Genomic DNA, 26,631 nt, shown 5'->3' on the forward strand with positions numbered 1-26,631 from the left:
TCTGAATATCGGGAAATTCTAAGAGAGGCAGGATGCCTCTCTTTTTTTGCGCATCCATGTATGTAAGTGGGTTTAGGAATATTGCCGACTGGCAACAGATCTGTCTGGTACATCGAAAACGATGTACCGGTATGAAACGAGGTGGGAAATTATTGAAGAAACTGGAAGAATCCCGGAAAGTATCTGCAAATCTGAGGGAGAATGAGAAATATCTGCGAAGCAGGCTGGAAAACTGCAGTGATATTCTGATCCGTCCCATGCGGCTGGGAGATAAACATAAGGTGGACTGCCTTATGGTCTATATAGAAGTTGCGGTTTCCAACATGATGCTGGATGATTCTGCTCTTGGAAAGATGATCAATCATTTCTGGGAGATTTCGCCGGAGGATATTCAGGAATTTATCAGGCATAACAGTCTTGGAATTGCAGATGTAAAGAAACTGGAGAATCTTGACGAGTCCATAGATGCCATGCTTGCAGGGAATGCAGTGTTTTTCATAGATGGATATGACAAGGCTATGAAAATCTCCAGCAAAGGTTATCCATCCACAGGTGTGATGGAGGCAGAATCGGAAAAGGTGCTGCGGGGTTCCAGGGAAGGATTTTCGGACAGTGTGAAAAGTAACAGTGCACTGATAAGAAAAAGGCTTCGTGATACCAGACTCAAGGTGGAAGAATATAAAATCGGTGTGCGCTCTCATACCTTAACGCAGGTGTTATACATGGATGACCTGGTACATGAGGGACTTCTGGAAGAAGTGAAGGAACGGCTGGAAGAATTTCAGATTGACGGAATCCTTGACAGCGGTATGCTTGAACAGCTGACAGAAGATGTGTGGTATTCTCCTTTTCCTCAGTATCAGACAACGGAACGTCCGGATCGTGCTGTGCAGGAAATCCTGAAAGGTAAGGTTGTGATTCTGTGTGATAATTCTCCGGAAGCATTGATCCTTCCGGGAAATTTTAGCAGTTTCATGGAGAGCAGCGAGGACTGGTATCACAGGTTCGAGATGGCTTCCTTTCTCAGAATACTGCGATATCTGGCTGTGATCATGGCGACTGTTCTGCCGGGACTTTACCTGGCAGTGATACGTTTCCATACACAGATTCTGCCATCTGCACTGATACTGTCTTTTGCGGAGGCGAGGGAAGGAGTGCCCTTTTCCAGTGTGGTGGAACTGATTTTTCTGGAACTGGCTTTTGAACTGATTCGGGAGGCTGGGGTGAGAGTTCCGGGATCTCTGGGAAATGCTATTGGCATTGTTGGCGGACTGGTGATCGGACAGGCAGCGGTAGAGGCAAATCTTGTGAGTCCGATCGTGGTGATGATCGTGGCGTTGACTGCGCTTGGCTCTATGACTGTTCCAAATGAAGAGTTTGCAGCAGCATTTCGGCTGGTGAAGTATGGGTTTCTGATCCTGGGAGGTTATCTGGGAATTTACGGAATCGTGCTGGGAGTATATCTGGTTATAGGGCACCTGGCAGGCCTGATAAGTTTTGGTATTCCTTATCTGGTTCCTTTTATAAAGAAAGAACAGAAGGGCAGCAGAGGAGAAGGGGTTCTGAGAGTTCCGCTGCGCAAGAGGGTATTACGACCGCTTTATGCAAGAGAGGAGCAGAAGATCCGTTTGAAGAGAAAGGAGTCCGGTTCATGAGATTTGCAGAGAATAACAGAATTTCCCACAGGCAGCTGTACAGGCAGATGATACTGGCATTACTGGCACCATTTATGCTCTGCGTTTTCGGAAAGGGTGGAATGAACGGAATCAGTGCAGTGGCGGGAATGATTTTTGCGCTGATATTGCTTGGGTTTTATGTAATCTGGCTGATACGGCTGACACCTTCATTTGAAGATCCGGTAAAGTCTGCAGGTGCTTTTGCGGGAAGGCTGATCGGGATTTTTTTTCTGATCTATGTGTTGATGGCGGGAGGATATCTGCTGGCACTTCTCAGGAGGCTGGTTCCTGCAAAGCTGATCACAGGAGTATCCGGCCGATGGATTGCATTCTGGGCAATTCTGGTATGTTCTGTCGGAACCTGCAAAGGTGTACAGAGAAGAGGAAGAATGGCGGAAGTATCAGGTGGTCTGCTTCTTGGCGGGATTATGATAATGATGATACTTTGTGTGCCACAGGCAAAAACGGAATATCTCATGGAAGAAATCCGGTGGGAGGAGCTTACAGTGAGAAATGTCAGTCAGTCTTTTTATGGAACTCTGTGTGCTTTCTCGCCGGTGGCATTGCTGCCATTTCTGTTGGGAAATGTGGAGAAATACGGAAGTGCGGGAAAGACGGTGGCAGGAGGGATCCTGACACTTGGCGGGATTCTTATTGGAATGGAGCTTCTGCTTCCGGCAGTTCTGGGATATGACAGGGTAGCGGCGGAAAGTTATCCGGTCCTGCCTCTGCTGGCAGGCGCAGATCTTCCGGGAAATGTACTGGCCAGATTTGACATCCTGTGGATGGGATTTCTGCTTTACAGCCTGCTTTTTGCAATAGGGAGTCTGCTGTATTATGGAAATCAGATTATTGGGAAATCTCATCCTGGTAGGGGGAGGTTCTGGCTTTTGGCACTGGTTTTCCTGATTTCGCTTCTGGAAGAAGAGGGAAAAGGAATACTGGATTATTTTGGATGGTGTCTGGCGCATATTTTCGTCCCGGGAATTCTCATCTGTCAGTTTTATATGTTTATCAGAGGAAAGGGACACCGCAGGAAGCAGAGGAAAAGGGCAGTCGGTGTGGTGACCGGGATTTTGTCAGTCAGTCTTTTTATGAGCGGATGTGGTGCGGCTGTGGAACCGGAGAAGAGAATGTATCCTATGGCACTTGGCGTGGATGCCTCAGAAGAAGGAATCTGTCTTACCTATGGGATGCCGGATCTTTCTGAGAGTACGGGGCAGGGAAAAGAGGAAGAAGATGGCGGTTCCCGGGTTCTGCAGATCAGTGGTGCTGATTTCACCCGGATTGAAAAAATGTATGATCAGTCACAGGAAAAACTTCTTGATATGGGGCATCTGCAGGTTCTGGTCATGGGGAGAACACTAGTGGAGGACGGAAGATGGAGAATGGTGCTGGATTATCTGAAACAGGAGATTTTTGTGGGGGAAGATCTTTATGTGTTTGAGGCGGAGGACGCAGGGGAGATCCTGAACTGGCATGGGGAGGATAATTCATCAGCAGGAGAATATATTACAGGACTGATCCGAAACAGAATGTCAGGAGGAAATATTACGGCTGTGACACTCAGAGAGCTTTTCTATGAAAAATATAAAGAAGATAAAATCCTGCGACTTCCGATTGTGAAGATCAGAAATGGAAGTCTGGAAGTGGAAGTATAAATCAGGAAAATATTGGCATAATCCAAATATTAAAGTGCTGCCTGGAAATTCCATATAAAATAAGAAAATATATAGGAAAATAACAAAGGCAGATATGGTAACTGATAAGATATAACAGGAGAGAGGGACAATGATGAATAAAAAGAGTAAGAACAAAAAATTAAGAAGAAAACTGTCGTTTGTTCTGTTCGTGGCAGCTGTTGGTGTTCTTATGATGAGAGCAATGCCGGGAATGTCCGGTAAGATAACAAAAATCGCTGAAAGACGACAGGAACAGGCTGCAGTTACTGCATGGTGGGGGACATTGTACCCGAAATTCTGCTTCTCGCAGTTCCCTGAGGAAAATAAAGGACAGAAAGATGACATAAAGATATCCTTCTGGCTTGCACAGGCTCTTGATTGGTGATAGAATAGTGAGACAATCAATAGAGATGGAGAATAGAAATCAATGAAAATAGACAGAGAGGCACCGATAGGAGTATTTGATTCCGGTGTGGGAGGGCTGACTGTTGCGCGTGAGATCATGCGTAATCTTCCTTCAGAAAAAATCGTATATTTTGGTGATACGGCGAGAGTGCCTTACGGAAGTAAATCGAAGGAAACTATCATCCGGTATTCCCGGCAGATCATTCGTTTTCTTCAGCAGCAGCAGGTAAAGGCGATTGTGGTTGCATGTAATACAGCCAGCGCTTTTGCCCTGGATGCAGTGAGGGATGAGTTTGACATTCCCATCATTGGCGTGATAGAACCGGGGGCTAAAGTGGCGGCTGCCCAGACCAGAAATAAGAGGGTAGGAATCATTGGTACTGTGGGAACTGTAGGAAGTGGGATACATGCAGAGTATCTGAAGCATCTGGATCCGGAGATCACTGTTTTCGGCAAAGCATGTCCGCTGTTTGTGCCACTGGTAGAAGAAGGGTGGCTTCATGATCCGGTGACTGATGAGGTCGCTGCCAGATATCTGAAGGAACTTCAGGATAAGCAGGTGGATACACTGATATTGGGATGTACTCATTATCCATTGCTTCGTTCCACCATCAGAAAGATCATGGGAGACGGAGTATGTCTGGTGAATCCGGCTTATGAAACCGCACTGGAGCTGGGAAGGCTTCTGGAGGAAAAAGGACTTGCCGGTGAAGGTACAGAGAAGAATGAATTTCCATATCGCTTCTATGTGAGTGATCTGGCAGATGAGTTTAAGGCGTTTGCCAATTCGATTCTTCCATATGATGTGGAGATGACGAAAAAAATAGATATTGAGAAGTATTAAAAACAGCAGATTGCTGAATGGTTATAATATAGATACATAAAAACAGGTTTTGAACAGTATAAAAACAGGAGTATGAGAAGAATGGATAAAGAAGTGCTGATTCATGTAAGGGGACTTCAGACAATGGATGCAGACGGTGAACAGGAACCTCTGGAGATTGTTGTACCGGGACAGTATTATTTCCGGAACGGAAGTCATTATCTGCGCTATGAGGAAGTCATGGAGGATTTTGCAGAACCTACCGTCAATTACATAAAAATTTCCCGGAAGGGAATGGAGGTCCGCAAGAAAGGTGTGGTCAATGTTCATATGGTTTTTGAACAGGGTAAGAAGAATATGACTTACTATACCACTCCCTATGGAACTATTGAAATGGGGATTGCGGCGACGAATCTGAATCTGCAGGAGAGTGATGGCGGTCTTGATATGAAAGTGGATTATGCGCTTGATATGAACCAGGAGCATGTGGCAGACTGTTATCTTGCGATTAAGGCACAGCCAAAGGACTGTAAGAATTTTACAATTTGATCAGATCTGGTAAGTTCTCTGCTTCGCTGCAGATATCTGTCTGATCCAAACAGAAAAAGGTCAGTGATCTGTGTGTATGGATGACACGATTCACTGACCTTTAGTTTATATGTCTGACTGCATTTATCTGGCAGTTTTGTCTTTCTTGAATTTTGCAAAGAAACCTTTCTTTTTGGGAGCCGGTGTCTGAAGGGAACCGCGGATTCCTTTTACGCCTACAATATAAAGACCGCTTACTTCGGCTTTGATTTCTTTCTTAAGCGGGATCAGGTCGAAAACCTTCTCATCTGCGATCATGATCGCAATCTTTGGTCCGATTTTAGCTTTAACGATTGGAAGCTTGGAACGGCGCATAAGTTTAGGTGTCTGTTCAATTACCATCTGAGGAAGTCCGGATTCTTTCAGTGGCATCCTCTTTTTATCGATAACCAGCATGGAAACGGTTTGTTTAGTTGCTTCAATCTGAGCCTGCTGTTCTTCCTGTTTCTTCTGGGCTTTTTTTCCGAAGAAATATAAACCGATCAGTGCAGCGATCAGGATAACAAGAATGACCAGAAGGACTATTGTTACTGTACTCATTTGCATCCTCCCTAATGTATGTGTTTTCACAGGGACTGTTGGTACGGACAGTCCATTGCATAAAAATTATTTTATCATTAAATAAGGTAAAACGCAATTGCAAAAAAAGAATTAATGGATGGAAAGCGGTAGAAATTTACATTATGAAAGGTTATAATTGTAGCAAAACTGTAATGCGACAATATTTGCCGGAGCGAACAGTAATGGTAAATATGCGGAACAGTTAAAGACATTTTTACAGGATGGAATCATAATGTGTGGTTATAATATATGTAACGGGAATTGTGGAGTTATTTTGTGACAGAATAATTTGTGAGTAAAAAACGGATATGATAAAAAGGAGAAAAGCATGAGCGAATTAAAGCCCGACTCTGAGAAGAAAGAGGAGCGACTTTCAGATAAGGAAAAAGTAAATACAGAAAAGACAAATGCAGAAGAACTAAATGCAGAAGAACTAAATGCAGAAGAACCAAATGCAGAAGAACCAAATGCAGAAGAACCAAATGCAGAAGAACTAAATGCAGAAGAGCTAAATGCAGAAAAACCAAATGTAGAAAAACTAAATGAAGAAAAACCAAATACAGAAGAGATAGACGAAGAACCTCCGGCAGCAAGCGAGGACGAAGATTTCTTTTTTGATGATAATAAAGCTTATGAAGCCCGTAGGGCAGCCAGACTGGAACGTCGCAATAAACTTCGCCGCAGAAAAAAAAGACTGCGTATCGCAGGCTGCATAGTGGTGGTGGCGGCCGCTGCAATTGGGATTGGAATAGGATTTTACGGGGAAGAACTGCAGAATTTTGTCAGTGAGCAGCAGGTTAAGATTGCGCAGATGGTGAAATCTGCAGACAGGAAAACAGAAGAAGAAAAAACAGCTCAGCAGACAAATGCAGAGGCAGAAGCTGAGAATGCGGTGACACCTGAAGTTCAGGATACAGATGGACTGAGTGAAGAGGACAAAACTCTTTACAGGCAGGCAAAGTATGCTGCAAAACAGTATGATTATGATAAAGCCATAAGTATGCTGCAAAACAGTGAGACTTATCAGACAAGTGAGAAGTTTCAGCATGCGGTTAAGGTTTATCAGAAAAAGAAGGAATCCTGCGTTTCCTGGCCGTTAGACCAGGTGACACACGTCTTTTATCATACTCTGATCAAAGATACCGGTAAGGCTTTTGACGGGGATTACAAGTCAGGAGATTACGATCAGGTTATGACAACGATTGATGAATTTAACCAGATTACTCAGAGTATGTATGATAAGGGATATGTCATGGTCAGCATTTATGATATGGCGACTGCGGATGAGAATGGGAATATGAATGCAGGGGAGATTCTCCTTCCTCCGGGTAAAGTACCGTTTGTGCTTTCGCAGGATGATGTGTGTTATTATCATTATATGGACGGGGACGGATTTGCAACCAAACTTATCGTAGATGAGGAAGGAAAAATCCGCAATGAATATGTGGAAGATGATGGCAGTATTTCTGTAGGCGATTATGATATGGTTCCTCTGATCGATCGTTTTGTAGAGGAACATCCTGATTTTTCTTACAGAGGTGCTAAAGGAATTGTTGCCCTTACCGGTTACAATGGAATTCTTGGTTATCGCACAGACAGCAGTTATGAAACCCGTCCGGATGATCTGGATGCAGATAAAGTAAAATGGCTGGATGAGCATCCGGATTTTAATCTGAATACAGAGAGAGAAAATGCAGCCAGAGTAGCGCAGGCTATGAAAGATGAAGGCTGGCTGTTTGCAAGCCACACATGGGGACATCAGAATGTAAGTCAGATCAGTTTGGAGAGATTACAGGCAGATACACAGAAGTTTAAAGAGAATGTTGATCCTCTGATAGGCGGAACAGATATTATTATTTTTGCATTTGGAGCAGATCTTACCAGTGTTGAAGATTATTCGGGGGAGAAGTTCGAATATCTTAAGAGCCAGGGCTATAATTATTACTGTAATGTGGATTCAAGCCAGTATTTTGTGCAGATCCGCAGTAATTATTTCCGGCAGGGAAGAAGAAATCTGGACGGATACAGAATGTACTATAATCCGGAACTTCTCTCAGATCTGTTTGATGCACAGTCTGTGTTTGATTCTTCCAGACCGGTGCCGGTTCCAACTATGGGGTGAGTATGATCTCTGTGCATAACTGAAAGGGGACAATATATGAGAAAAAGGATAGCATGTGTAACAGCAGCTATTTTGAGTATTTCGTTAGGAGTAAGCGGATGTGGGCTCATTCCGTTTGAACAGGATATTCCATTTCTGAGTTCCAGAGCTGAAAATGCGGAAACTGAGAAAAAAACAGAACAGCAGACAATTGATGAACAGGATGCTGATACAGAGAAAAGTACAGAAGATACACAGCAGGATGATGGTCTGAATGAGGGAGAGCAGACTGACAACGAAGATACAGAAGAGGCAGATGAGAAACAGGAAAATCCTATGGAGCAGGCAGCGCTTATGGCTGTACAGTATGATTATGATGGCGCCATAGAACTGCTTAAGAGTCAGCCGGATTACGAAAGTAATACGGATATGCAGAGTGCAGTTTCGGATTACGAAAATACGAAAGCCACCTGTACAGAATATCCGCTGGAGCAGATCACGCACGTGTTCTTCCATACACTGATCAAAGACACTGCCAGAGCATTTGACGGGGATTCAGACAGTAATGGATATAACCAGTATATGACAACAATTGATGAGTTTAACAAAATCATACAGAGTATGTATGATAAGGGATATGTCATGGTCAGTCCGCACGACATGGCGGTTATCAATGAGGACGGAACTATGTCCAGAGGCAGTATTATGCTGCCGCCGGGAAAAATTCCATTTGTGCTTTCTCAGGATGATGTAAGTTATTATCACTATATGGACGGAGATGGTTTCGCATCGAAACTTGTAGTGGATTCCAATGGTGAGGTTAAGAACGAATATATTGAGGATGACGGAAGTGTTTCCACAGGGGATTATGATATGGTTCCGCTGATCGATACTTTTGTAAAAGAACATCCGGATTTTTCCTATCATGGAAGAAAGGGAATCCTTGCAATGACAGGTTATGACGGTGTTCTGGGATATCGTACGGATATTGCATATAAGACCGGAAAAAAACTGCAGGATGATCAGAAAAAATTCCTGGAAGATCATCCGGATTTTAACTATAAGCAGGAAGTGAAAAATGCAAAAAAGGTAGCTAAGGCTATGAAGGCAGAAGGCTGGGAATTTGCAAGCCATACATGGGGACATAAGGATGTGGCTGCCACTTCTCTGGATGATCTGAAAAGAGATGATAAAAAATGGAAGAAATATGTGGCTCCCATACTTGGAGAAACAGATATGATCATTTTTGCATTTGGTGCGGATATCGGAAGCTGGGAAGGATATTCGGCAGACAATGAGAAATATGAGTTTTATAAGAGTCAGGGATACCGCTATTTCTGTAATGTAGATTCCAGTCAGTATTTTGTACAGATTACAGATGATTATTTTCGACAGGGAAGAAGAAATCTGGATGGATACAGAATGTATTATAATCCGGAAATGCTCAGTGATCTTTTTGATGTATCGGAAGTATGGGATTCTTCAAGACCAACTCCGGTACCTGGAATGTAGAAGGGAGTATTGATTATTATGAAGAAAAAAATATATCTTGCCATGCTTGCAGTTTGTTTTGCACTGACAGCATCTGCGTGTGGTGATGGCGGTGCTGTTATCACAGACGGTACAAAGACAGAAGGAGCTGCTGACGGGAAGAAAGCAGAGACAGGAACTACGCGTCTTGTTTCTATTGAGAATGTAGAGAAATATATTACGATCGGAGAATATAAAGGACTGACTCTGGACAATACGGTGGATGCGATCACTGACGATGATGTACAGGCGCAGATCGATGAGGATCTGAAAGATAAGGCAGAACCTGTATCTGATGCGGCAAAAGAAGGGGATCTGGTGACTGTAAATTATACAGGCACTAAAGACGGACAGACTTTTGACGGTGGTACTGCCAATAATTATGACTTTGTGATCGGCGACGGACAGATGTTTGAGGAGTTTGAAAATGGTGTGATCGGGATGAAGAAGGGTGACACAAAGGAGATTAAAATTGATTTCCCGTCAGACTATGCAGACGAAACTCTGGCAGGTAAGGAAGTTATATACAAGGTTACGGTGCAGAACGTGCGGCGTGAAGGAGAACTTACAGATGAATGGGTTGCAAAGAACACTGATTATACAACAGTAGATGATTATCGTGAGAGTATTCGCAGTGAACTTGAGAAAAACGCAAAGGAATCTGCGCAGGAGGTTCTTAAGAATACTGCATGGAGTACAGTGCTTGAGAACTCTGAAGTAAAAGAATACCCACAGGAAGATGTGGATAAGGCTGTTTCTGAATTTAAGAAGAGTATGGAAGTTTATGCAAAACAGGCCGACATGACTCTGGAAGAGTTTACAGACAGTCAGGGTATTTCGCAGGATGATTTTGATGAACAATGTCAGCAGTATGCAGAGGGTAAGGTTAAGCAGAACCTGATCGTGCAGGGGATTATGGATGCAGAGGGACTGTCACTTGACGACAAAGAGAGCCTTCAGCTGCAGGATAAACTGGTAGAACAGATGGGTGTTTCCAGTATTGCAGAGTTGGTTGGAACTTACGGACAGGATTATGTAGATGAATCAGTCGGACTTCTCAGAGTGGAGGAGTTCATTATAAAAAATGCGAGTGTGAGTGAGAAAGTCGCAAATGGTGATGTGCTGGCAGATGATGCAGATGCTGCGGCAGAAAATGCGGAACAGGACAGTGATCAGAATGTATCAGATGAAGATACTGATGATTCCGGACAGGACAATTCAGATGTAGATGAGAATCTGGAAGAGGAATTAGGTACGGAAGATGTTGATCAGAGTGAATAATTGGCATTGTATTTACCTGATAAATGAGTTATGATTATTGATAAAAGTGGATTACTCCGTACTGTGATGTACGCTGTCAGGGACTAATTAACAAAAAGAAGCGGGGAAAGGAAACCATGGATAAGAGGGTGTTGCGCGAAAGAATGCGCAGAAAAAAACGTCAGATGATGATCAGGCATTATACAAAGATCGGACTTTGTGTTATTGGCATGATTCTGGCGGTGGTGTTTGTGGTGAGAGGAATTATTATTCCGATCGCACATCATGTAGCCGGAGGCGGAAGCAGTGATCAGACTGTGCAGGCTCAGGCAGATACAGAAGAAGTTCAGGCAAATTCCGATGCTGCGGTGAGACAGCCATTGAAGGGTAAATCAGATACAGATAAGATTGCCGCGATGACAGCCGGATGGCATGAGGATGCTAACGGAAAGTGGTATCAGAATACAGATGGTACATATTTTTCAAATGGATTTCAGGATATAGATGGTGTTACCTATTCTTTTGACGAAAACGGATATATACAGACAGGATGGGTAGAAAAGGGAGTGAAGGATTATTACTTTAATGAAGACGGATCTTATGATCCGAGTAAGGTACGTCCGATGCTGGCACTGACTTTTGATGATGGTCCGGGACAGTATACAGATGAATTGCTGGATTGCCTGGAACAGAATAATGCTCATGCAACATTCTTTATGCTTGGTCAGAATGTCAGTGCATATCCGGATGCGCCAAAACGTATGCTGGAACTTGGATGTGAGGTTGGAAGTCATTCCTGGGATCATACACAGCTGACGACAATTGATCTTGACGCAGTTGCAAAGCAGTTCTCTGATACAGATGACGCATTAATTCAGGCATGTGGTCAGGGGGCGAGTGTGGCACGTGCACCTTACGGTGATGGAAATTCAGATATTTATAATACTGTAAATAAGCCGTTCTTTATGTGGTCGCTGGACACAGAAGACTGGAAACTTATGGATGCAGATGCAGACTATAACGCGGTAATGAATGGAGATCTGACAGATGGAACTATCATCCTGATGCATGATATTCATGAGCCATCTGTAAAGGCTGCTCTGAGACTGATACCGGATCTTATTGCACAGGGATATAAACTTGTAACGGTAAGTGAGATGGCAGAAGCCAAGAATGTGACCTTACAGAATGCATGTTATGTGGATTTCTGGCCGAGTACACTCAGTAATGGAGGCGTGCCGGGATATCAGGGCGGTTCCGATGCAGCAGCTTCTGCAGACGGAACAGATGGTACATCTGATGCAAGCGCAGATTCTTCTGACGGAAGCACAGATTCCTCAGATGGAAGTGGGGATTATTCGGATGGAAGTTCAGACGGTGGAAGTTATGATGATGGAAGTTCGGATGACGGAAGTTATGATGATGGAAGTTCAGATGATTCGGAAGATTACAGTGATGATTCTGTAGATTACGGAGATGGAACGGAATAAAAAACATATGCAATCCTGCAGTGTGGACCATACAGAAGAATTACGAATATACGAAAGAGCAAAGAAGAGAGCAATGGTACTTCTTTGCTCTTTATGTTTTTTACAAAAAACACATAAAATATATAAAAAAATTGTTAAATATACACATATTTTTAATTGACGTATGGAATGTCCGTTGGTATAATAAGGCTTATAGAATGACTAAAAGTCAGTTCGTATTCCTGATTGAACTTGCTGTAAGATAGTTACTGTTCATACGCCAAAATTCCATTGCCGCAGGCAATCTGGAATGAACTTTGGCTACGTTACTGAGAATGGAGTGAACAGTAACGTAAGATATCCTGTTACAGTATTATTTTATGGAATCAGTATCTGCAAAAAAGATAGAAACCGAAGTTAAGGGAGGACTCCAGATGGGTGTGAGTATGAAATTTACGGATTTGGATCAATATTTATTTGGACAGGGAACCAATTATGAAGTATATAAGAAACTGGGTGCCCATCCGACTACATACAGACGAAAAAAAGGTGTATATTTTGCGGTCTGGGCACCGAATGCACAGTCTGTTTCTGTAATCGGTGAATTTAATGACTGGGAGGAAGAAGCAAACCCGATGGAGAAGGTTGGGCCGATCGGTGTTTATGAAGTGTTTGTTCCGGGGGCAAAGATCGGACAGCTGTATAAATTCTTTATCGTGGGTGCGCATGGAGAGAAGCTATATAAAGCAGATCCTTATGCAAATGAAGCTGAACTCCGTCCGGGTACAGCCTCCAGGATCACAGATATCACAAACTATAAATGGAAGGATGCCACATGGATCAAGAACAGAGAGAAGTTTGATGAGCAGGTAGAGCCTATGGCAATCTATGAGGTTCATCCGGGTTCATGGAAGAAGCATCCGCAGTCAGAGGAAAATGAAAAAGGATTTTATAACTATAGAGAATTCGCACATGCCCTGGCAGCTTATGTGAAGGAAATGGGATATACCCATGTAGAGCTTATGGGAATCGCAGAGCATCCTTTTGACGGTTCCTGGGGATATCAGGTGACCGGATATTATGCACCGACTTCCAGATATGGAACGCCGCAGGATTTCAAGTATATGGTGGATTATTTACATCAGAATAAGATTGGAGTTATCCTTGACTGGGTACCTGCACATTTCCCGAAAGATGCCCATGGTCTTGCGAACTTTGACGGAACCGCAGTGTATGAGCACGCAGATCCGAGACAGGGAGAACATCCGGACTGGGGTACCAAGATTTATAATTACGGACGCCCGGAGGTTAAGAACTTCCTGATCGCAAATGCCCTTTACTGGGTGGAGGAGTGCCACGTAGACGGACTTCGTGTGGATGCTGTTGCTTCCATGCTTTATCTTGATTATGGTAAGAAGGATGGAGAATGGATCGCAAATAAATATGGCGGAAATCAGAATCTGGAGGCTATTGAATTCTTTAAGCATCTGAATACAGTAGTTCTTGGAAGGAATCATGGAACTGTGATGATCGCTGAGGAATCTACTGCATGGCCAATGGTTACAGGGGATGCAGAGAAGGACGGACTTGGTTTTAGTCTGAAGTGGAATATGGGATGGATGAATGACTTCCTGGAATATATGAAGCTGGATCCGTATTTCCGTAAATTTAATCATAATAAGATGACTTTCTCCATGTCATATGCATACAGTGAGAGATATGTATTAGTTCTTTCTCATGATGAGGTGGTTCATCTGAAATGCTCCATGATTGAGAAGATGCCGGGAGAGTTACCGGACAAATTCAGGAATTTAAAGGCTGCCTATTCATTTATGAACTGCCATCCGGGTAAGAAGCTTCTGTTCATGGGACAGGAATTCGGACAGCTTCGTGAATGGAGTGAGGAGAGAGAACTTGACTGGTTCCTTCTGAATGAAGAGCCACACAAGGAACTTCAGAATTATGTGCATGATCTCCTGACTATTTATAAGAAATATCCGGCACTTTATGCCGGTGATAATAATCCGGAAGGATTTGAGTGGATCAATGCGGATGACGGGGACAGAAGTATTTTCAGCTTTGTGAGAAAGTCTCCTACAAAGAGAAACAATATTCTTTACATAGTTAACTTTACACCTGTTGACCGTCCGGATTACAGGGTTGGTGTTCCGAAGAAAAAACAGTACAAGCTGATTATGGACGAGAATGGACTTCTGGAGCAGCCAAAGACATTTAAGGCAGTGAAACAGGAATGTGATAACAGAGAGTTTTCCTTCGCATATCCGTTGCCGGCTTATGGGGTTGCGATTTTTACATATTAATTTTGAGGGATGATTTCGGGGTATATGTGAATATCTGAGAGAATTATTGTCAGGGGCATGTTATTTATTTGACAATATTGCAGGGTAAGCCCGATAATATATGAAAAATTCGTGAAATATAAATAATTGCTTTTGAAATTTATCTGCGTTATAATTATCGCGAACACAAGGAATAGAGAGAATAATGGTTTCCATGTTGAAAGGAGAATGAACATGAAAGTATCTAACATTAAAGACATCGATAAATTTTTTTCTGTAGTTGACAGCTGCGAAGGCAGAGTAGAATTAGTAACAGGCGAAGGTGACAGACTGAACCTTAAATCTAAATTATCCCAGTATGTATCTCTGGCAAACATTTTCTCAGGCGGAGAGATTCCGGAACTTGAGATCGTTGCTTATGAGAAAGACGATATTGATAAATTAATGAGCTTTATGATCAATGGTTGATCATTAGTGTATACAGGCGGGGGCATGATGGTGGATCATGCCCCTTTCTTTGATGTGAACAGGCAGGTTGTTCTGAAGGTATTGAACAGCTGCAGGATATTTGTAAACCAGGGGGCACAGGCGTTTCCTGGTCAAAGTGCGTTGATGGCAGACTTGAATACATTGGATATCTTATGTATAATGAGTACGTTATAGGTAAATATATAAACAGACAGATAATGATGGCAGTTCCAAAAGTTATTCTGTTTGTTCATAAAAATGGCAGAATATAAAAAATGACGGCTATATGGCAGTTATTCAGAAATATAAATTTTAACGAAGAGGAGAAATAAGACAATGGCAACTAAGATTGATATTATTTCCGGTTTCCTTGGAGCCGGTAAAACTACATTGATTAAGAAACTTCTGAAAGAGGCTTATGCAGATGAGCAGGTTGTACTGATCGAGAACGAATTTGGTGAGATTGGTATTGACGGTGGTTTCCTGAAGGAAGCGGGAATCCAGATCCGTGAAATGAATTCCGGATGTATCTGCTGTTCATTAGTGGGAGATTTCGGCACTTCTCTGAAAGAGGTTGTGGACAAATATCATCCGGACAGAATCCTGATCGAGCCATCAGGTGTTGGTAAACTTTCAGATGTTATCAAGGCAGTACAGGGTGTTCAGGGAGATGTGGATATCGTTCTGAACAGCTATACAACTGTAGTTGATGCAAAGAAGTGCAAAATGTATATGAGAAACTTTGGTGAGTTCTTTGATAATCAGGTTGAATATGCAGGTGCGATTATCATGAGCCGTACAGATATCATTGATGAGAAGAAAGCACAGCAGGCAATGGAACTTCTTCGTGGAATTAATGCGAAAGCTGCTATCATCACCACTCCGATTGAGAAACTGGACGGAAAGAAAATCCTTGAGGTTATGGAGAAACCGGTATCTCTTGAGGAAGAACTGATGTCTGAGGAAGAGGTATGCCCGGAGTGCGGACATGTACATGAACATGGAGAGCATCATCATCACGATCACGACCATGATCATGAATGTGGCTGTGGACATGATCACGAAGAACATGAACATCATCACCATGACCACGACCATGAATGTGGCTGTGGACATGATCACGAAGAACATGAACATCATCACCATGACCACGACCATGAATGCGGCTGTGGACATGATCATGAGGAACATGAGCATCATCACCACGATCACGACCATGAATGCGGCTGCGGACATGATCATCATGATCATCACCATCATCACGCAGATGAGGTATTTACAAGCTGGGGACGTGAGACGATTAAGAAATACACAAGAGAAGGTCTTGAGAAGATGCTTGAGGCTCTTTCCGCTTCTGAAGATTACGGTATTATTCTTCGTGCAAAGGGAATGCTTCCTGCAGAAGACGGAACATGGATTTATTTTGACATGGTTCCGGAGGAAACAGAGATCCGTGAAGGTGCACCGGAATACACAGGTCGTCTCTGCGTGATCGGCTCCAAACTGAAAGAAGATAAGCTTGCAGAATTATTCGGGCTTGCATAATGATTATGAGGAAACAGCGATTTATGGCAATCCTCTAAAATACTGCATCTGGATTCAGCTCATCAGAGTGTGAAATCCTCGCCATAGATGCGCGACTGAATGATTTCGGCAGATAATAACAGAATCAGAATAAAGATAAAGGAATAAATTATATGATGGATGATATCAGAGTTCCCATTTATTTGGTTACGGGATTCCTGGAAAGCGGAAAGACTACTTTCCTGGATTTTACACTGCAGCAGGAGTATTTTGCCATTGACGGCAAAACTCTGTTGATTCTTTGCGAAGAAGGCGAAGAAGAATATGATATGGATAAACTGAAACTTACAAACACAGTTGTGGAAGTGATCGAGGATGAAGAAGATCTGACACCACAGCGTCTGGCTGCCATGGATATCATCCATCAGCCGGAGCGTGTTGTGATCGAGTACAACGGAATGTGGCTTGTAAGTAAGTTTGAGCAGATGGAGCTTCCGGAAGGCTGGGGAATTGAGCAGGAGATTACCTGTGTGGATGCAACTACTTATCAGGTTTATATGGCAAACATGAAATCTCTGTTCATGGATATGATCAGAAATACAGATATGGTTGTATTTAACCGCTGTAAAGAGGGAGATCCGCTTCCTGCATACAGACGTGGGATCAAGGTTGCAAATCAGAGTGCAGAGGTTATCTTTGAAAATGAAGAGGGCGAGATGGATGACATTTTCCAGGATGAGATGCCGTTTGATATCAATGCACCGATCATTGAGATTCCACCGGAAGATTATGGTATCTGGTTTGTGGATGCCATGGATAATCCGGATAAATATGTAGACAAAATTGTCCGCTTTAAAGGACGTGTCATGAAACCACGTGGAATGGGAAGTAAATTCTTTGTTCCGGGACGTGTGGCAATGACCTGCTGCGCAGATGATACCACTTTCCTTGGATACGTGTGCAGAAGCGATTATGCACCGCATATCAAAGAGGGCAGTTGGGTAGAAGTAACAGCGAAGGTCGCATTTGAGAACCGTACAGAATATCAGGGTGAGGGCATTGTTCTTTATGCAAGTGATGTGAAAGAATGCGAGCCGCTTAAGGAAGAGATGGTATATTTTAATTAATTATCTTAGAGCGTGTCTGAAAAATCATTCCCGCAAGATGTGCGTCACAATTTATAAGATTGATTTTTTAAACACACTTTAGAGTATGTAAAAAATAAATTTGACATCAGGACAGGTATGGTAATTCCGGAAAATGGTGTTAAATTAAGCAGGAGACACATATATGTATTTAGTAGTTGGCCTGGGAAATCCCGGGAAACAGTATGAAGCAACACGCCACAATATGGGATTTGATACCGTTGACCGTCTGGTAGAGGATTACAATGTCCCTCAGGGTGGTGTGAAATTTAATGCCATGTACGGTAAAACCATGATCGGCGGAGAGAAAGTGATTCTTATGAAGCCACTTTCTTTTATGAACCTGAGTGGCGGTCCTGTTCGTGAGATGGCGAATTATTTTAAAATTGATCCGGAATCAGAGCTTATTGTTATTTATGATGATATTGATCTGGAGCCCGGGCAGCTTCGCATCCGCAAGCAGGGAAGTGCGGGTGGACATAACGGGATCAAAGATATTATCCGCCAGCTTGGCACAGAGAAATTTCTCCGTATTAAAGTAGGAGTTGGTGCAAAGCCGAAGGGATGGGATCTGGCAGATCATGTACTTGGCAGATTTTCCACAGAAGACAGGAAACTTGTGGATGAAGCAATAGCAAAGGCGGCAAAGGCTGTGGATATCATAATCACACAGGGTACAGATGCAGCCATGAACGAATATAACAGAAAAGTACCTGTACAGAAATAAGCAGACAGGAAATAGATGATTGTTCAGCAAAAGGTATAGAAAGCGGTAACTGGAAACAGAAGCCGCTTTTATTACGTCGAAGGATCATGAGGGGTGAAGATGAAAGCATTTTTAACACCTCTGCAGGGGCTTGCAGAGTTTGAACAGATTAAAGAAAAAAGCAAAACGAATAAGGGAATCCTGCAGGTTTCGGGGTGTATGGAATCGCAGAAATCTCATCTGATGTACGGACTTTCCGGGATTGCGCCTTATCGTCTGATCCTGGCGGAGGACGAACGCCGCGCCAGAGAAATTTATGAAGATTACAGATTTTATGACAGAAAAGTGTATTCTTATCCTGCGAAAGATCTTCTGTTCTTTCAGGCAGATATCCATGGAAATCTGCTGATACGTCAGAGGATGAAGGTCATTAAGGCGTTACTGGAAGAGAAAGAACTGACAGTTGTTACAAGTATTGACGGATGTATGGATTTTCTGGAATCTCTGGGAAAGATAAAAGAACAGCTGATTCATTACGAAAGTGACAGCACCGTAGACATAGAACAGCTGAAGAACCAGCTGGTGGCTTTAGGTTACGAGCGGGTAGGACAGGTGGAAATGCCGGGGCAGTTCTCTGTGCGTGGCGGTATTGTGGATATTTACTGTCTCACTGAGGAAAATCCATGGAGAATCGAGCTTTGGGGAGATGAGATTGATTCTATCCGGAGTTTTGATCCGGAGAGTCAGCGTTCTCTGGAAAATCTGGAAGAACTTACGATCTATCCGGCTGTGGAGCATATAGGGGACAAGGATATGGTTTCCTTCCTGGATTATTTTCCGGAGGAAAGAACCATAATCTTTCTGGATGAACCAAACCGACTGACTGAGAAAGGCGGGGCTGTAGAAGAAGAGTACAGACAGAGCCGTATGCACAGAGAGGAAAAAGGCAGCCGGAATCTGCCGGAAAACTGGCTTTGTTCTTTTGAACAGCTTCAAAAAGAACTGAATAAACGCAACTGTATTTCTGTATGTGCGCTGGAACCGAAACAGGCAGGCTGGAAAGTGCGGGAGAAATTTTACCTGGAGGTAAAATCAATCAGCGCTTATAACAACAGTTTTGAACTTCTGGTAAAAGATCTTCATCAGTATAAGAAACAGGGATACAGGATCGCGTTGCTTTCCGGTTCCCGCACAAGGGCCGAGAGGCTGGCAAAGGATCTTCAGGAAGAGGGACTGGCAGCCTTTTATGGACAAGATTATGACAGGGAGATCTGTCCGGGCGAGATCATGGTGGTTTATGGCCATGCAAAGAAGGGCTTTGAATACCCGTTGATCAAGTTTGCGGTAATGACAGAATCTGACATTTTTGGACAGGAACAGAAAAAAAAGAAGAAAAAAAATTACAGTGGAAGCCGTATTCAGGATTTTGCGGAGCTTTCTATCGGCGATTTTGTTGTCCATGAAAAGCATGGTCTTGGTATTTACCGAGGAATTGAAAAAGTTGAAGTAGACAGGATCGTTAAAGATTATATTAAAATTGAATACAGAGGCGGAAGCAATCTCTATATTCCTGCTACTCAGCTTGACTGTCTGCAGAAATATTCAGGGGCAGATGCTTCAAAGGCTCCGAAGCTGAACAAACTTGGTACTCAGGAGTGGAATAAAACAAAGAGCAAGGTTCGTGGGGCAGTTAAAAATATTGCAAAAGAACTGGTAGAGCTTTATGCAGTGCGTCAGGAAAAGGAAGGATATGTCTGTGGTCCTGATACTGTATGGCAGAGAGAATTTGAAGAAATGTTTCCATATGAAGAGACAGAGGATCAGCTCAGTGCTATTGAGGATGCCAAACGTGATATGGAGAGTACCAGGATTATGGACCGGCTTATCTGCGGGGATGTGGGATACGGCAAAACAGAAGTGGCGCTGCGTGCCGCATTTAAGGAAGTACAGGAGAGCAGACAGGTAGCTTATCTTGCACCTACAACGATCCTTGCGCAGCAGATTTATAATACCTTTGTGCAGAGGATGAAGGAATTTCCGGTACGTGTGGAACTGTTGTGCAGATTCCGGACCCCGGCACAACAGAAGAAGGCAATCGAAGATCTGAAAAAAGGTCAGGTGGATGTGATCATTGGAACGCACAGAATCCTTTCCAAAGACGTACAGTTCAAAAATCTTGGCCTGTTGATCGTTGATGAGGAACAGCGGTTTGGAGTTACGCATAAGGAAAAAATCAAGCAGTTAAAGAAGGATGTGGATGTCCTTACACTGACTGCAACGCCCATTCCCCGTACTCTTCATATGAGCCTGATCGGAATCCGGGATATGAGTGTCCTGGAGGAGCCTCCTATGGACAGAATGCCGATCCAGACATATGTTATGGAATATGATGAAGAGACAGTCCGAGAGGCTATCAACAGGGAATTGCGCAGAGGCGGACAGGTTTATTATGTTTATAATCGAGTGACGGATATTGCAGATGTTGCCCTGCGTATTGCGAAGCTGGTGCCGGACGCAAGGGTGGATTTTGCTCATGGCCAGATGAGTGAGAGGGAACTGGAGAATGTGATGTATTCCTTTGTAAACGGGGATATTGATGTGCTGGTTTCCACCACGATCATTGAGACAGGGCTGGATATTTCCAATGTAAATACTATGATTATTCATGATTCAGACAGATACGGGCTTTCTCAGCTTTATCAGCTTCGGGGAAGGATCGGGCGTTCCAACAGAACTGCCTATGCGTTTCTGATGTACAGAAAGAATGTGATGTTGAAGGAGACGGCTGAGAAGCGTCTGGCTGCGATCCGCGAGTATACGGATCTGGGAAGCGGATTTAAGATTGCAATGAGAGATCTGGAACTTCGAGGTGCCGGAAATCTGCTGGGTGCGCAGCAACATGGACATATGAATGCGGTTGGATATGATCTTTATTGTAAGATGCTCAATGAAGCAGTGAAAGAGGCGAAGGGTATTCATACAATGGAGGATTTCGAGACATCGGTTGATCTGAATGTTGATGCGTATATTCCTGATTCCTACATCAGTAATGAATTTCAGAAGTTGGATATTTATAAAAGAATTGCGGGGATTGAGACACAACAGGATTATGATGATATGCTGGAAGAACTTCTGGACCGTTTCGGAGAACCCGGAAAGGCAGTGCTGAATCTTCTGGCGATTGCGAAGTTAAAGGCGATTGCTCATCAGGGGTACGTAACGGAAATAAAGCAGACTGGAAAAACAGTCCGGTTTACCCTTTATGAGAAAGCAAGGCTGAATACAGAAGGCTTTCCGGCTCTTATGCAGAAATACAGAAGAGGTCTGCAGTTTAAGAATGAGCAGGAACCAAAATTTATCCTGGAACCACAGGGGAATCTGATCCTGGCATTGACGGAATTTGCAGAGGAGCTTAAGAGCATGGCGGAAAATATGTGAAATATACTACATATTTTTCGATTTGCCTTGCCCTTCGCAGGAAAAAAGTTTATACTCTAATAACAGTACATTCTGGGAAAGTGGTATGGAAGAAAGACCAGATTGATAATATGGAGGAAGAAATGAAAAAAATGGTAAAGAGAACAGCCGTTGTGACACTGACAGGTGTGATGTCAGTTGGTATGCTTTCCGGCTGTGGAAGTAAAACATTAGATGGAACAAAGACAGTGGCTACTGTTGACGGAACAGATATTCCGCTTGGAGTTGTAAGTCTTTATGCCCGCGAACAGCAACAGCAGACAACAACCATGTATTTAAATTATATGGGAAGTGCAGATAATATCTGGGATCAGACAGCAGGTGATGATTCAGATGAGACTTATGGTGATCAGGCAGTGACAAGCAGTCTGGAGTCTGTTGAGAAGATGTATATTCTCAAAGAGAAGGCTGCGGATTATAACATAGAGCTTACAGATGATGATGAAGCAGCGATCGCAGATGCAGCATCACAGTTTATGGCTGCAAACAGTGAAGAGACAATTAAGGAACTTGCGGTAACGGAAGATCAGGTAAAAACACTTCTGGAGCTTCAGACAATTCAGAAGAAGATGTATGATCCGGTTGTAGCAGAAGGAAAGATCACAGTTTCTGATGATGAAGCGAATCAGACAACCTTCACTTATGTAAGTATCTCTACAAGCGGTGATGATATAACTGATGAGGAGAAAAAGACTAAGAAAGAACAGGCTCAGGAGATTCTGGATAAGATGAAAGAGGATCCTACAGCAGACATGAGTGAGATTGCCAAAGGTGTAGATGACAGTTATTCTGCAGTACAGGGTAATTTTACAACAAAAGAGAGCGAAGACGAGGATGAAGATTCCGGCAGCGAGGCATATCCGGATGAGGTTCTGAAGGTTCTGAGAGGACTGAAGGACGGAGAAGTCGCAGACAATATTATTGAGACTGACACAGGATACTATGTAGTAAGACTTGACAAGATCAATGATGAAGATGCCACAGCTTCCAAGCGAGAATCTCTTCAGAATTCCAAAGAAAATACCTATTTTACAGATACAACTGCCAAATGGCTGGATGAGGCAGATGTAAAGGCGGTTAAGAAAGTCCTTAAGACACTTAAGATCACTGACAAACATACCTTCATGGCACCGACTCCTACCCCGGTTCCGGAAACACCGACACCTGAAGTGACAGAAGAGGCAACTCCAACACCGGAAACAGAGGAAGTTACAGAAACACCTGCAGCAGAGGATACAGAGACAACAGAGACTCCGGCGGCAGAGGAAGAAGCAGCAGAAACTACTGAAACACCGGAAGCAACACCGACAGAAGCAGCTAAATAAGAAAATCCGAACTGTCAGTAGCCTGCTGATAGGAATTGAGTATTGTAAATTAAAACAGCTATGATGAAAACCTGAGTGTTTTCACATAGCTGTTTTTGAGTTTAAATAAATCCGAAATCATTCTCCTAAATATGCAAAAATAACACAGATAAATAGAGATATGATAATACGTTATTTTGTATGTTCTGCTAAATGAGATGGAAATGCTTCAAAGCATTGGCAATTCCGTTGTCCTCTATATCGGTTGTCTGGTAAGTGCAGTGAGGCAGGATCAGGGGATCCGAGTCGCCCATTGCGATGCTGTTTCCGGCGAACTGCAGCATAAGAAGATCGTTCGTGCTATCGCCGAATGCATAGGTGTCTTTGACCGGAACCCCAAGGCGGTCTGCCAGAAACCGGATTCCGGTTGCTTTGCTGAGATTTTTCTGAGTCAGTTCCCAGGCCTTGTCTTCATGTATGAAACACAGAAAATGTTCATCTGCAAATTTGCGGAAAGTTTCCATATCAGAATCAGCAGACGGAAAAGCCAGAAACTTGTCAAATGTAAAATGGTTGTATGTTTCGGGCGGGTAGAGAGCCAGATCTTCTACTATAACTTCTGCTTTCAGCTTCTGAACAGTTTCAGGAACAGCACGTGAACTGCTGTCATATAAAATCTTATCCGGGCGTTCAAAAAACGCAGGAATTCTGCATTCCCGCAGTAATTCTGTTGTTTTACGGCAAAGCGGATTTGGAATAGAACTGGAAAATAAAAGCTCTTCATTCATATAAATCTGGCTGCCGCATCCGCATACATAGCCGTCGAATCCCATTTCTTTAATGATTTCCGGAATCATTGTATAGGTACGTCCGGAATTGATGAAAAGGAGATGACCATTATAGCGGGCTTCTTTTAAAGCCTGTTTCGCACTGTCCGGAACTGTCCATGGGTAAGGGGTTAACAGGGTTTTGTCAATGTCAAAAAATAAGAGTTTACGATTATTCTCCATCAGATGTCTCCTCTGTCTCAGTATCTGTATTGTCATAAAATTCGTCATCAGAAGGATTTTCATTTCCTGTATGTACGCGGATTCCGTTCAGTTCAACTTCGCCTTCCATTGGAATCACAAGGCACTTGCGTCCGTCAATTACGCGTGTTTCCACAAGATCGGCACGTTCAGGATCTACGTGGACTACAACATCCGGGGTTTTGATCTCGAATCTTTTTGTATTGGTGATGTTGGAAGCAACCAGAGAGGATTTTTCCCCGGCTGTGATCTCGTATTGTTCATCAAATGACTGTAGTTTTTCATCTTCTACGCCGCATTCTTCAAAGAGGCGTTTTACCTCAGATTTGGTCAGAACTACAGGTTCCGGCTCATCCTTCTGTGATTCGATCAGGTCGTTTAATTTCTCGTGAATGCTTAATACAGTGTCATATCTGCAGTCGTCGCCCAGAGTATCTTCAACCAGTGCGTTAAAGGAATCACGCTGTCCTCCTGCAGAAAGAGGTGCTGTACATCCAAGCAGTTCATCGATAAAAATATCCCGAAGCTCGTTTGCATTTTTACTATAATAAAGGACACCATGGATGTCAGTGCTGCGGTCGTTAAACTGCGGGAAAAGGAAAGCAACATCCGGAAGTTCCACGATCCAGTCGCGGATACGGTCCTGAATGCTGTTGGTTTCGGCATTGTAGCAAAGACCTGCCTTAGAGAGTTTTACAGGACAGATACAGCACATGATGTGCTCATAAATCTCATCAGATGCATCAAACATTTCTGCACCGTCGGAAGATTTTCCGGGGATATCATATACTCCATGGATCAGGATGATGTAGTAGTTTTCGGGATAATCATAGTTTTCAATGATCTTATCGTAGAAACTTTCTACCAGTGCATCATCGGTCAGTTTGCTTTCTCTCAGTTTCATAAGAAAATGTTGAGTTCCACCCTCAGTTTCCTGCTCGAGAGGAAATTCCATGTTCATCAGATTTTTTCCTATTGTTCCGGAAAGGGATTTGCGGAAAATTTCAAAGTATTTGAACATTTCTTCTTCTGATAAAGAGAGAAATGCTTCTTTCAGTTCGGTTTTTTTATTCTTTTCTCCGTCAACGTAACATCCGCAGATGCGGGTGAGAGAACAGTTCTCGGGAGTGAACTGTTTCTTGATTTCAGAAATTTCTTTTTTGTTCATATAGTTTATACCTCATGTTAGTCTGTTCTTTATTATAGACTAGTTGTGATGCAGGGGCAAGGAAAATTGCCTGAAAATTATGGGAAATACAGGTGAGTTTTGGTAGATGTAGTGCTATAATATAGGAAGATATTGTTGCCTGGCTGTGTTGCTGAGAACGTGGTGGACAGTAATGTTGCTTTGACAGTGATGAAAATAAATACAGGAGGATATGAGACATGAATGAAACAATAAAAAATCTTTTGGAGCGAAGAAGTGTACGTGGTTATAAAGAAGATCTGGTGCCGGAAGAAGTGTTGAATGAAATTCTTGAAGCAGGGGAATACGCACCAAGCGGAATGGGACAACAGGGTACACTTATGGTAGTAACACAGAATCCGGAACTTGTTGCGAAGCTTTCTAAAATGAATGCGGATGTGATGGGGACTGAGAGTGATCCGTTCTATGGGGCACCGACAGTTGTTGTGGTCTTTGCAGACAGTAATATGCCTACATGTGTGGAAAATGGAAGTCTGGTTATGGGAAATCTGATGAATGCTGCTCATGCCCTTGGGGTTGATTCCTGCTGGATTCATCGTGCAAGAGAGGTGTTTGCTTCTGAAGAAGGAAAGGCATTGAAGGCAGAGTGGGGTGTGCCGGAGTCTTATGTTGGAATTGGTCATTGTGTGCTTGGTTATCGCTCCGGGGAATATCCGAAAGCGAAAGCGAGAAAAGACGGATTTGTGATCAGGGTGTGATTGTAGTGTGGCGGCAGAGTGATTCCTGAAACAGGCTGGCAGGAAAGATGTGAGAATGTTCGGGAAATCAAGTTGCCGGCACAGTAGCTGTGAGAGAGGGTTGCTGTTGAGTATATTTGATTTTAAGAGAAAGAAGTACAGAACGTTTCTGCAGGATTCTGAGACAGGTGAGGAGATTGCCGAGGAGTATGAGAAAGGCCGGGGAGTCTGGAAAAAGCATGATGTTCAGGATGGGAAGGGTTCGGAGATGAGAGAGAATCTGATAAGGAAGCATTATTGGTTTTCGGGGAGAGTGCAGGGAGTTGGATTTCGCTATCGGGCCTGTTATATTGCCAGTTCTCTGGGGGTTACCGGTTGGGTGAGAAATAACTGGGATGACCGCGTGGAGATGGAGGCGCAGGGGAGCAGGGAGCTGCTTGCGCAGATGGTGGAGATGTTGGGGAGACAGAGGTTTATTGAGATTGAGGGGATTGAGGAGAGGGTGATTCCGGTGGAGGTTGAGAGTGGGTTTTATTCCAGATGAAAGGGACGCAAGCTCAAATCATTCTCTTCGGCTTGACTTCGGGTCTTAAGAAAAACTAAGCTCGGGAAGATCAGGTAAGAGGGACGCAAGCTCAAATCATTCTCTTCGGCTCGGTTTCGGGCCTTAAGAAAAACTAAGCCCGGGAAGATCAGCTAA

Annotated in this window: 22 protein-coding genes; 18 read left to right on the forward strand and 4 right to left on the reverse strand. The window is 43.3% G+C overall.

The window, feature by feature from the left end:
• Positions 1-161: 161 nt before the first annotated feature.
• The 5 genes from ACESZG_RS12835 (at position 162) to ACESZG_RS12855 (ending at position 5,135) form a co-directional block, all read left to right on the forward strand.
• Positions 162-1,655 carry a spore germination protein gene (locus ACESZG_RS12835; protein ID WP_373218484.1) on the forward strand — a complete coding sequence of 498 codons (1,494 nt, stop codon included), beginning with the start codon at positions 162-164 and terminating at the stop codon, positions 1,653-1,655.
• Positions 1,652-3,337: a GerAB/ArcD/ProY family transporter gene (locus ACESZG_RS12840; RefSeq protein WP_373218469.1), complete on the forward strand. Its 1,686-nt coding sequence runs from the start codon at positions 1,652-1,654 to the stop codon at positions 3,335-3,337. The genes ACESZG_RS12835 and ACESZG_RS12840 overlap by 4 nt, the downstream gene beginning before the upstream one ends.
• A gap of 130 nt (positions 3,338-3,467) precedes the next feature.
• On the forward strand, positions 3,468-3,743 hold the full coding sequence (locus ACESZG_RS12845; protein ID WP_062807205.1) for a hypothetical protein: 276 nt from the start codon (positions 3,468-3,470) through the stop codon (positions 3,741-3,743).
• Between the two features lie 42 nt (positions 3,744-3,785).
• A complete protein-coding gene (gene murI, locus ACESZG_RS12850; RefSeq protein WP_008707727.1) occupies positions 3,786-4,607 on the forward strand; it encodes a glutamate racemase in 822 nt (273 codons plus the stop codon).
• Positions 4,608-4,688: 81 nt separating this feature from the next.
• Positions 4,689-5,135 (forward strand): DUF1934 domain-containing protein, encoded by a 447-nt coding sequence (locus ACESZG_RS12855; protein ID WP_020993305.1) that lies wholly within the window; start codon positions 4,689-4,691, stop codon positions 5,133-5,135.
• Between the two features lie 123 nt (positions 5,136-5,258).
• On the opposite strand, the gene ACESZG_RS12860 is transcribed toward ACESZG_RS12855, so the two are convergent.
• Positions 5,259-5,714: a hypothetical protein gene (locus ACESZG_RS12860; protein WP_022379933.1), complete on the reverse strand. Its 456-nt coding sequence runs from the start codon at positions 5,712-5,714 to the stop codon at positions 5,259-5,261.
• A 349-nt stretch (positions 5,715-6,063) separates the two neighbouring features.
• On the opposite strand from ACESZG_RS12860, the gene ACESZG_RS12865 reads away from it, so the two are divergent.
• The 8 genes from ACESZG_RS12865 to ACESZG_RS12900 all read left to right on the forward strand — a co-directional run bounded on the left by ACESZG_RS12865 (position 6,064) and on the right by ACESZG_RS12900 (position 17,514).
• Positions 6,064-7,857, forward strand: a complete 1,794-nt coding sequence (locus ACESZG_RS12865) for a polysaccharide deacetylase family protein (RefSeq protein WP_373218472.1) — start codon at positions 6,064-6,066, stop codon at positions 7,855-7,857.
• Between the two features lie 36 nt (positions 7,858-7,893).
• Entirely contained in the window at positions 7,894-9,348 is a 1,455-nt protein-coding gene (locus ACESZG_RS12870; protein WP_022379935.1) for a polysaccharide deacetylase family protein, read from the forward strand.
• Positions 9,349-9,366: 18 nt separating this feature from the next.
• Entirely contained in the window at positions 9,367-10,647 is a 1,281-nt protein-coding gene (gene tig / locus ACESZG_RS12875; RefSeq protein WP_373218474.1) for a trigger factor, read from the forward strand.
• A gap of 116 nt (positions 10,648-10,763) precedes the next feature.
• The gene (locus ACESZG_RS12880; RefSeq protein WP_118338808.1) at positions 10,764-12,116 is read left to right on the forward strand and encodes a polysaccharide deacetylase family protein; all 1,353 of its coding nucleotides are present in this window, start codon (positions 10,764-10,766) and stop codon (positions 12,114-12,116) included.
• Between the two features lie 413 nt (positions 12,117-12,529).
• On the forward strand, positions 12,530-14,416 hold the full coding sequence (glgB, locus tag ACESZG_RS12885; RefSeq protein WP_373218477.1) for a 1,4-alpha-glucan branching protein GlgB: 1,887 nt from the start codon (positions 12,530-12,532) through the stop codon (positions 14,414-14,416).
• A 213-nt stretch (positions 14,417-14,629) separates the two neighbouring features.
• Positions 14,630-14,863: a hypothetical protein gene (locus tag ACESZG_RS12890; RefSeq protein ID WP_022379952.1), complete on the forward strand. Its 234-nt coding sequence runs from the start codon at positions 14,630-14,632 to the stop codon at positions 14,861-14,863.
• Positions 14,864-15,199: 336 nt separating this feature from the next.
• Positions 15,200-16,408: a CobW family GTP-binding protein gene (locus ACESZG_RS12895; protein ID WP_288547374.1), complete on the forward strand. Its 1,209-nt coding sequence runs from the start codon at positions 15,200-15,202 to the stop codon at positions 16,406-16,408.
• A gap of 155 nt (positions 16,409-16,563) precedes the next feature.
• The gene (locus ACESZG_RS12900) at positions 16,564-17,514 is read left to right on the forward strand and encodes a GTP-binding protein (protein ID WP_008707706.1); all 951 of its coding nucleotides are present in this window, start codon (positions 16,564-16,566) and stop codon (positions 17,512-17,514) included.
• Here ACESZG_RS12900 and ACESZG_RS12905 read toward each other — a convergent pair.
• Entirely contained in the window at positions 17,507-17,578 is a 72-nt protein-coding gene (locus ACESZG_RS12905) for a DUF6783 domain-containing protein (RefSeq protein WP_368230103.1), read from the reverse strand. The genes ACESZG_RS12900 and ACESZG_RS12905 overlap by 8 nt on opposite strands.
• Before the next feature lie 99 nt (positions 17,579-17,677).
• On the opposite strand from ACESZG_RS12905, the gene pth reads away from it, so the two are divergent.
• The 3 genes from pth to ACESZG_RS12920 all read left to right on the forward strand — a co-directional run bounded on the left by pth (position 17,678) and on the right by ACESZG_RS12920 (position 23,040).
• Positions 17,678-18,259 carry an aminoacyl-tRNA hydrolase gene (gene pth / locus ACESZG_RS12910; RefSeq protein WP_144136780.1) on the forward strand — a complete coding sequence of 194 codons (582 nt, stop codon included), beginning with the start codon at positions 17,678-17,680 and terminating at the stop codon, positions 18,257-18,259.
• Positions 18,260-18,358: 99 nt separating this feature from the next.
• Positions 18,359-21,676, forward strand: a complete 3,318-nt coding sequence (gene mfd, locus ACESZG_RS12915) for a transcription-repair coupling factor (RefSeq protein ID WP_173702319.1) — start codon at positions 18,359-18,361, stop codon at positions 21,674-21,676.
• Between the two features lie 122 nt (positions 21,677-21,798).
• Entirely contained in the window at positions 21,799-23,040 is a 1,242-nt protein-coding gene (locus tag ACESZG_RS12920; RefSeq protein WP_373218480.1) for a peptidylprolyl isomerase, read from the forward strand.
• Positions 23,041-23,228: 188 nt separating this feature from the next.
• Here the strand turns inward: ACESZG_RS12920 and ACESZG_RS12925 are convergent, their stop codons facing one another.
• Both ACESZG_RS12925 and ACESZG_RS12930 read right to left on the reverse strand, forming a co-directional pair.
• Positions 23,229-24,029 carry an HAD family hydrolase gene (locus tag ACESZG_RS12925; RefSeq protein WP_118409591.1) on the reverse strand — a complete coding sequence of 267 codons (801 nt, stop codon included), beginning with the start codon at positions 24,027-24,029 and terminating at the stop codon, positions 23,229-23,231.
• Positions 24,019-25,215 (reverse strand): DUF4317 domain-containing protein, encoded by a 1,197-nt coding sequence (locus tag ACESZG_RS12930; protein ID WP_022379957.1) that lies wholly within the window; start codon positions 25,213-25,215, stop codon positions 24,019-24,021. Before ACESZG_RS12930 ends, ACESZG_RS12925 begins: the two co-directional genes overlap by 11 nt.
• 218 nt (positions 25,216-25,433) lie before the next feature.
• On the opposite strand from ACESZG_RS12930, the gene ACESZG_RS12935 reads away from it, so the two are divergent.
• On the forward strand, positions 25,434-25,952 hold the full coding sequence (locus tag ACESZG_RS12935) for a nitroreductase (RefSeq protein WP_022379958.1): 519 nt from the start codon (positions 25,434-25,436) through the stop codon (positions 25,950-25,952).
• A 106-nt stretch (positions 25,953-26,058) separates the two neighbouring features.
• Positions 26,059-26,475, forward strand: a complete 417-nt coding sequence (locus ACESZG_RS12940; protein ID WP_306441525.1) for an acylphosphatase — start codon at positions 26,059-26,061, stop codon at positions 26,473-26,475.
• Positions 26,476-26,631 lie beyond the last annotated feature (156 nt).

Source organism: Blautia sp. Marseille-P2398 (assembly GCF_964240315.1).
In the GTDB taxonomy this organism is placed as follows: domain Bacteria; phylum Bacillota; class Clostridia; order Lachnospirales; family Lachnospiraceae; genus Blautia_A; species Blautia_A wexlerae.